This is a genomic window from Streptomyces sp. NPDC042638 (assembly GCF_040647235.1).
Classification (GTDB): Bacteria; Actinomycetota; Actinomycetes; order Streptomycetales; family Streptomycetaceae; genus Streptomyces; species Streptomyces rameus.
This window is the reverse complement of the sequence record NZ_JBEZBT010000120.1, coordinates 1-5,702: the sequence shown is the minus strand read 5'-3', so window position 1 is coordinate 5,702 and position 5,702 is coordinate 1. Positions and strand designations below refer to the sequence as shown.

Sequence of the window (5,702 nt, the reverse complement as noted above, 5' to 3'; positions counted from 1 at the left end):
GGACGAGGCCAAGGCCCACTCGTGGACGCCCGCCGTCATGGGCTGCTCGGAGAGGCGTCGATGTAGTCGGCGATCACGTCGAGGGTGGACTCGACCGAGCTGAGCTGGGTGTTCAGGTGCTTGATCCAGCGGCCCTTCGGTTGGAGGGCCGCGTGCGGGGCGACGACGCCGGTGATGAACCGGCGGATCTCCGTGAGCTTCTCCCGGATGATCGCGACCTCGTACTCCTGGAGCTCGGCCGGGTCCGAGCAGAACTTGTAACCGTCCGGGCGGGTCCAGATCAGGGGCGGCCAGCCGCGTTCGGCGATGGTATCTCGCAGGCAGGCCAGGCCGGCGCGGGCCTGGTGGGGCGACAGTTCGCTGGATCTGACCAGCTGGTTGAAGGTCAGACCGGCCGGGCGGCCCTCGAAGAGTACGGTCCAGGAACTCCACCGACCGGTCGATGCTGCGTATCGCCGGGGCGACGGGGCTGGTCTCCTCGAAGTGCTCACGGGCCTGCCGGCCCCGCTCGACCTGCGCGTGGTTGACCTGGTGGCGGGCGGTGTCGTCCGACATCGCCCGGAAGGCGACGTCCGGCCTGCGCAACAGGCCGGTAGTCACCTCGGCGGCGACGTGCTCGTCACGGGTCAGTTCCTCGACGACCTTCACCTTGTCCGCCTTGGCGACGCGGGCGACGACCTCGGGCCGGCGTAGGAAGTCCGGGGCGACGGCCGCCACGACCTGGTCCTCCCGGGTCAGTTCCTCCACCACCCGGACCTTGCGCGGCTCCAGCGCGCCGTGCGCCCTGGACGCGGCGCTCACGGACTAGCACTTCGACCGGCCAAAGGACTTTGACCTGGGCGCGTACTGGACTTCCTGCCTCGACGATTTCCGCACACGCCGCTTCACCGGCACAGCCACCGTCCGCCTGTCCCCACGAGGACGCCGACGCCTGCCCGAGAACCTGCCCCCGGAGGTGGTGCGGGCAGTCGACGTCACCGCAACCGCCATCGGGGACGAGGGATGGGTCGAGGCGGCCATCCCGACGGAGAGCACCGAGCATGCATGTGGTGAGTTGCTGCGGCTCGGTATCGACGTCGAGGTCGTCGCACCGGCTGAACTACGCCGAGCCATGGCCGACACAGTGGACGTACTCGCCAGAACCTACGGATCCGCCTGGGCAAAGGCGGTCGGCTCGCCCACCGGCGACGCCGCCTGAGACAACCCCGCAGACATGCACCTGAGAGGCAACGTCACCGCGAAGCGCCCCATCCCCCTCTCCAGACGGATCCGGATCGGCACGCTGTCAGGACGGTATGGCAGGGCAGCTGCCCTGCGGCGGGACTGCCAGGTCGGTGAGGTAGCTGTCCACGGCGTGCTCCATACACGGGCCGCTGGTGACACTGCCGTGCCCCTGGCCCTCGTAGGTCAGGAGCACGCCGCTGCGGCCGAGCTGCCGGGCCACCGAGACCGCCCACGGGTAACCTGTGGCGGGATCGTGCAGCGCGTTGGAGACCAGTATCCGCGGGGAACCATGCACGTTCAGGCGGTGCTGCGGGTTGGCGGTCGGCGCGCCCAGACAGGCCGCTGCCATGTGGATCGGCAACAGGTAGGGCAGGTCAGGCGCGGTCCTTTTCATCATGGCCACCACCGAGGCGTACTCCCGGTAGTCGCGCACCGGCAGGTGCCAGTCCGAGCAGAAGACCGCAGTGGCCGAAGGCAGCGGCGCGGGCGAGGTGGGTGAAGCGGGCAGCGGCTTGCTCGCTTCCATCTCCGCGATCGCCGTGGCCAGGCCCGCGTAGTCGGCCGCGTAGAACGCGCGGAACGCAATCTTGTTGACCAGGTCCGAAGACGACAACGAGCTGCCCGGCTTCGCCGGATCCTCCAGCGTGCCGCGGCTGGCCCGGGTCAACAGGTCTTGCCAGACGACGCGGACGTCGCGGCCGTGCAGCGCGCATGCGGCGGCACCGTGGCACCACTTCCGGAACTCCTGAAAGGAATCCCCTGCCGCTGCCGCCTCGGCCTGGAGAAAGTCACGGGTAGTCGCGACGCTGTGGTCCATGACGCTTTCCAGCACCGTCGCGCGCACGCGGCGGGGGTAGGTCTCGGCGTACTGGGCCCCGAGCAGCGTGCCGTACGAGCTGCCGTGGAAGGTCAGTTTCCGCTCGCCGAGGGCGGCACGGAGGGCGTCCACGTCCCGGACCGTCTGGGCGGTGTCGAGGTGGTCGAACACCGGGCCGGTGCGGGCCCGGCAGTCTGCGCGCAGCCGCCTGTTGTACGCGACGGTCGTCTCGAAGTCCGCCTGGCTCTTCAGCACTGGTGACGGCCGCTGGGCAAGCAGGCCGGCCGAGCAGTTCACCGGGTTGCTGCCGCCCACGCCGCGCGGGTCGAAGCTGACGATGTCGAACCGGCGCCGCACCTCGGGACTGAACCGGCTGATACGCCCCACCACCATCTCGACACCCGAGTCGCCCGGCCCGCCCGGGCCGAACACCATCGAGCCGACGCGTGCGCCGGGGTCGGTGGCCTTGCGTCGGGCCACTGCCAGATCGAGCCTCGGCCCATCCGGGTGAGCCCAGTCGACCGGCACCGAAAGCGTCGCGCACTCGGCTCCCGGATTCTGCCGGTCGCCACACGGAGCCCACCGCAAGGCCCCTGTGGCAGACGGCGACGCGTGGACGGCGGGAGCAGCGGCAAGGCAGGTGGTGAGGGCCGTGACAGCTCCCACGGTCATGGCCGTGCCCCGGGCAACGATACGCCGCAGTGCGGATTTGCCCCTTAACGGCATGGGTCCTCCTCCTGAAGACAGCAGTGGGGCGCGGTGCGCGGACGCGGCCGGCCACCCATCGTCACGTTAGGTGCACCGTGGGCCGTGTGGTGCCCCTCTCGGGGGCTTTTCCGGGTCGAGTCGGGGGCCGCTCAGGGGCGCCGCCGGCCCGGGGCAAACGGTCAGAGTCGGGTCTTGTGGGGAAAGCCTCCACCGCAGCCCCGCTGGCACAGGCGCTCGACTGAGGCATGACGCACCGCCTGGCGCTCACTGTCGCAGTAGGCACGGGGGCCAGTGGTCCGGACCCCTAGTACGTACGCAGCGCGCCGAGCGTCGCGTTCTCTGTGGAGCGTGGCCCGGCTTCCGGAGCCGCCGACGCATGATCCTTCCCAGTCCAGCAGGCGCAGCGGTTCGGTGAGGTTCGCCCAGTGCACATCCGCATGGGCTGTGGTCCAACGGGGGACGGCCGGTGCCGGGATGCCCACGAACTCGGGGATGGCCCGCTCCATGTACTGCTGCCGTACGGCGACGCGGCCGGTGCCTGTGGCCGCCACTTTCTCCAGCGTCCCGGCGAGGTCGTTCCACCAGGAGTCCGGCAGCTGGGCCTGGTGCTGGAGGATCGGGTCGTCGGACAGGACTGGGTCATCGACGCGGACCGACAGCTCCGCCCGGTAGGCGATGCCGTCGTCGACGGTGTCGTGGACGGCCAGGAGGGCGGGCCGGTGGCCGTCGAGGTCGCCGAAGGCGTGCTGGGCATCGAGGGCGCCGTCCCACAGCTTCCCCGCGGCCTTGTCCTCTGCCGCGGACACCAGGCGCAGCCAGGCGGGTGCGCCCGTAGCGGTGCGGGCCGGGGCGCCCAGGGTGCGCCCGGCCCAACCCCAGAGCTCCGCACCCGGCTCCACCCGGACGTCCAGGGCCTTCGCGGTGTGCGCGTGGTGGGCGCGCATGCGCCGTTCGGTGTCCGGGTCAGGGGGAGGCGAGTACACCGGTGATCTCCCGCAACTTGTCTTCGGTCAGGGAGGGTTGGGCGACGGCGTCGGCCGCCTCCTTCCAGTGTGGCGCACCGGAGGCGGCGAGAAGGACGTTTGTCACTCCTGGGCATGACGCGACGGCGAGGATGCACGCCTGTGCGGGGGTCAGACCCGGCCGGATCAGGTCGGCGAGCTCCTGGTCGACCATGCCGGGGAGCTCCCCGCCGTGCAGCGGGGCCGACGCCATCACCCGCAGGCCCGCGCCGGCGGCGGCCAGGAGCGGGCCCCGGTGGTGAAGAGCCTGCACGATCGGCGTCAACATCACCAGGCTGACCGGCAGCTGGACGGCGGACAGGTGGTGCTGTCCGCCGGCGGCTTCGGCGGCCAGGGCGAGCAGCTCCCCCACCGTGAACGCCTCCTGCTCCAGGCCCGCCCACGTGGCGACGCCGTACCCCGCCGCATGCCCAGCCGCGGCCTCTTCCTCTAGGACGGCGAGGCGTCCCGGATCGCGCGGTGCAGGGCGGGGCGGTCGCCGGGGTGGGCGCGCTCGGGGTTGTGCAGCGGGACCAGGTCCAGGCGGTCGCGCCCGAGCTGCTCGCGGTTGCGACCGGTCTGCCAGCGCACGTAGTCGGGGGCGAGGCTGTGCCCGGCGGCGGCCTGGTCCTGGTCGAGGACACCGTCGTTCACGGCGTCGGCGCCGGTGGCCGCGGTGAAGTACCCCGTCTTGGTGAAGACGTTCAGCGACGGGTGGGCGGCCAGGGCCGGGGCCAGGAGGGCCTGCGCCTGGCCGGTGGCGTAGTTGGGGGCGGTGTCGACCCATTGCGCGCCGGAGGCGGCCGCGCGGACGGCCGCCTCCGGGATCGCCCGGCACCGGTAGGTACCGAGGGCGAGTTGTGCGGTCACAGCAGGCTTCCCACTGTCGCGACCTGCCCGGCAACGAGCTCCTGGACCAGGGCGGCGACGTCCTCCAGGGCGAGGCCGGCCGCGTCGGCGAGCATGGCCAGTTCCACGGTCCGCCCGTCGGCCAGCGGGCGCAGCACCGCTTCCGCCTCGGGCGCGAACTCGTACACGGTGCCGGCGGCGGACAGCGTCACCTTGTCCTCGACGACGTCCAGCACCGCGCGGGCGGCCGTCAGCCTCACCCGCAGACCGCCGTCGACGGGGACGGTGTCGATGTACGGCAGGCTCGGCACCATCCGGCCCACGGCCTGCCCGTCCATCGCCGCCCGGTAGCGGGCGATCAGCGTCGGGTCGTCCAGCAGTTCAGCGAGCCGCTTGCGCATCCCGTCCACGGCGTCGGCCTGGACGTCCGGCGCGGCGAGCAGCGGCAGGTCACGCCTCCAGTCCTCGTGCGTGAGCAGCTGCTCGGACACCCACGCCATCAGGTGGGTCGCCGTGTGGGGCTGCAAGCCGCAGGTGACGTGCAGGGAGCGGGTGCCCTGGTCGGCGGAGACCCGTGCCACACGCCGCGCGGCACGTACAGGACGTCGCCCGGCCACAGGACCAGGTCGGCGACCGGCTCGGTGGGTGCCTCGCCCGGGTCCTCGATGTCGCGGTACAGCGGGAACGGTCGGGTGGTGCCGTAGATCCGCCACCGCTTCGCGCCGTCCAGCTGGACGATGACCGTGTCGTGGTCGTCCCAGTGAACGCCGAAGCCCTCGGTGGCGCTCCACGAGGCGTAGAGGTTCGCCTGGACTCGGGTGTGCAGCTCACGCTCGATCGCTTCGCAGACGCGGGCGATCGGCGGGTGGAGCTCGTCGACGCTGTCCAGCGCGAGGGAGGCGCCCTCCTTCAGGCGGGCGTGCAGTTCGGCCGGGTGGAGGCGGTGCCACACCGTGTGGCGGCGGGTGGCCACCGGGGCGGTGTAGCCGCCGAGCTGCAACGTCTCGCCGCCGTGGGACAGCCGCATGCGCGGCGGCTCCGGCCGGTGGACATCGAGGGCGGCGCGCTGCCGAACACCGCCGCCAACACCCGTCGCGCCCAGG

The 5,702-nt window shown here is 72.0% G+C and carries 7 protein-coding genes and 2 pseudogenes; 1 reads left to right on the top strand and 8 read right to left on the bottom strand.

Annotated features, from left to right (window positions below; genetic code table 11):
- Positions 1-35: 35 nt before the first annotated feature.
- Both AB0B40_RS37815 and AB0B40_RS37810 read right to left on the bottom strand, forming a co-directional pair.
- Positions 36-491, bottom strand: coding sequence for a RacP protein (locus AB0B40_RS37815; RefSeq protein ID WP_362268151.1), 456 nt, complete (start codon positions 489-491; stop codon positions 36-38).
- Positions 418-738 (bottom strand): annotated as a pseudogene (locus tag AB0B40_RS37810) (DUF6192 family protein); the annotation flags it as partial. The pseudogene AB0B40_RS37810 and the gene AB0B40_RS37815, both read right to left, overlap by 74 nt.
- Before the next feature lie 46 nt (positions 739-784).
- Between AB0B40_RS37810 and AB0B40_RS37805 the strand changes: the two are divergent.
- Positions 785-1,198, top strand: a pseudogene (locus AB0B40_RS37805) (WYL domain-containing protein); the annotation flags it as partial.
- Between the two features lie 87 nt (positions 1,199-1,285).
- Here AB0B40_RS37805 and AB0B40_RS37800 read toward each other — a convergent pair.
- The 6 genes from AB0B40_RS37800 to AB0B40_RS37775 form a co-directional block, all read right to left on the bottom strand.
- Positions 1,286-2,767 carry an alpha/beta hydrolase gene (locus AB0B40_RS37800; RefSeq protein ID WP_362268150.1) on the bottom strand — a complete coding sequence of 494 codons (1,482 nt, stop codon included), beginning with the start codon at positions 2,765-2,767 and terminating at the stop codon, positions 1,286-1,288.
- Between the two features lie 161 nt (positions 2,768-2,928).
- Positions 2,929-3,693, bottom strand: a complete 765-nt coding sequence (locus AB0B40_RS37795; protein ID WP_345049653.1) for a hypothetical protein — start codon at positions 3,691-3,693, stop codon at positions 2,929-2,931.
- Between the two features lie 19 nt (positions 3,694-3,712).
- Complete coding sequence (locus AB0B40_RS37790) at positions 3,713-4,123, bottom strand: hypothetical protein (protein ID WP_362268148.1); 411 nt, start codon at positions 4,121-4,123, stop codon at positions 3,713-3,715.
- A gap of 77 nt (positions 4,124-4,200) precedes the next feature.
- On the bottom strand, positions 4,201-4,620 hold the full coding sequence (locus tag AB0B40_RS37785) for an aldo/keto reductase (RefSeq protein ID WP_345049658.1): 420 nt from the start codon (positions 4,618-4,620) through the stop codon (positions 4,201-4,203).
- Positions 4,617-5,090, bottom strand: coding sequence for a winged helix domain-containing protein (locus AB0B40_RS37780; RefSeq protein WP_362268146.1), 474 nt, complete (start codon positions 5,088-5,090; stop codon positions 4,617-4,619). Before AB0B40_RS37780 ends, AB0B40_RS37785 begins: the two co-directional genes overlap by 4 nt.
- A gap of 8 nt (positions 5,091-5,098) precedes the next feature.
- Positions 5,099-5,702, bottom strand: a 604-nt coding sequence (locus tag AB0B40_RS37775; RefSeq protein ID WP_362268144.1) for a cupin domain-containing protein, incomplete at its 5' end; no start/stop codon positions are given.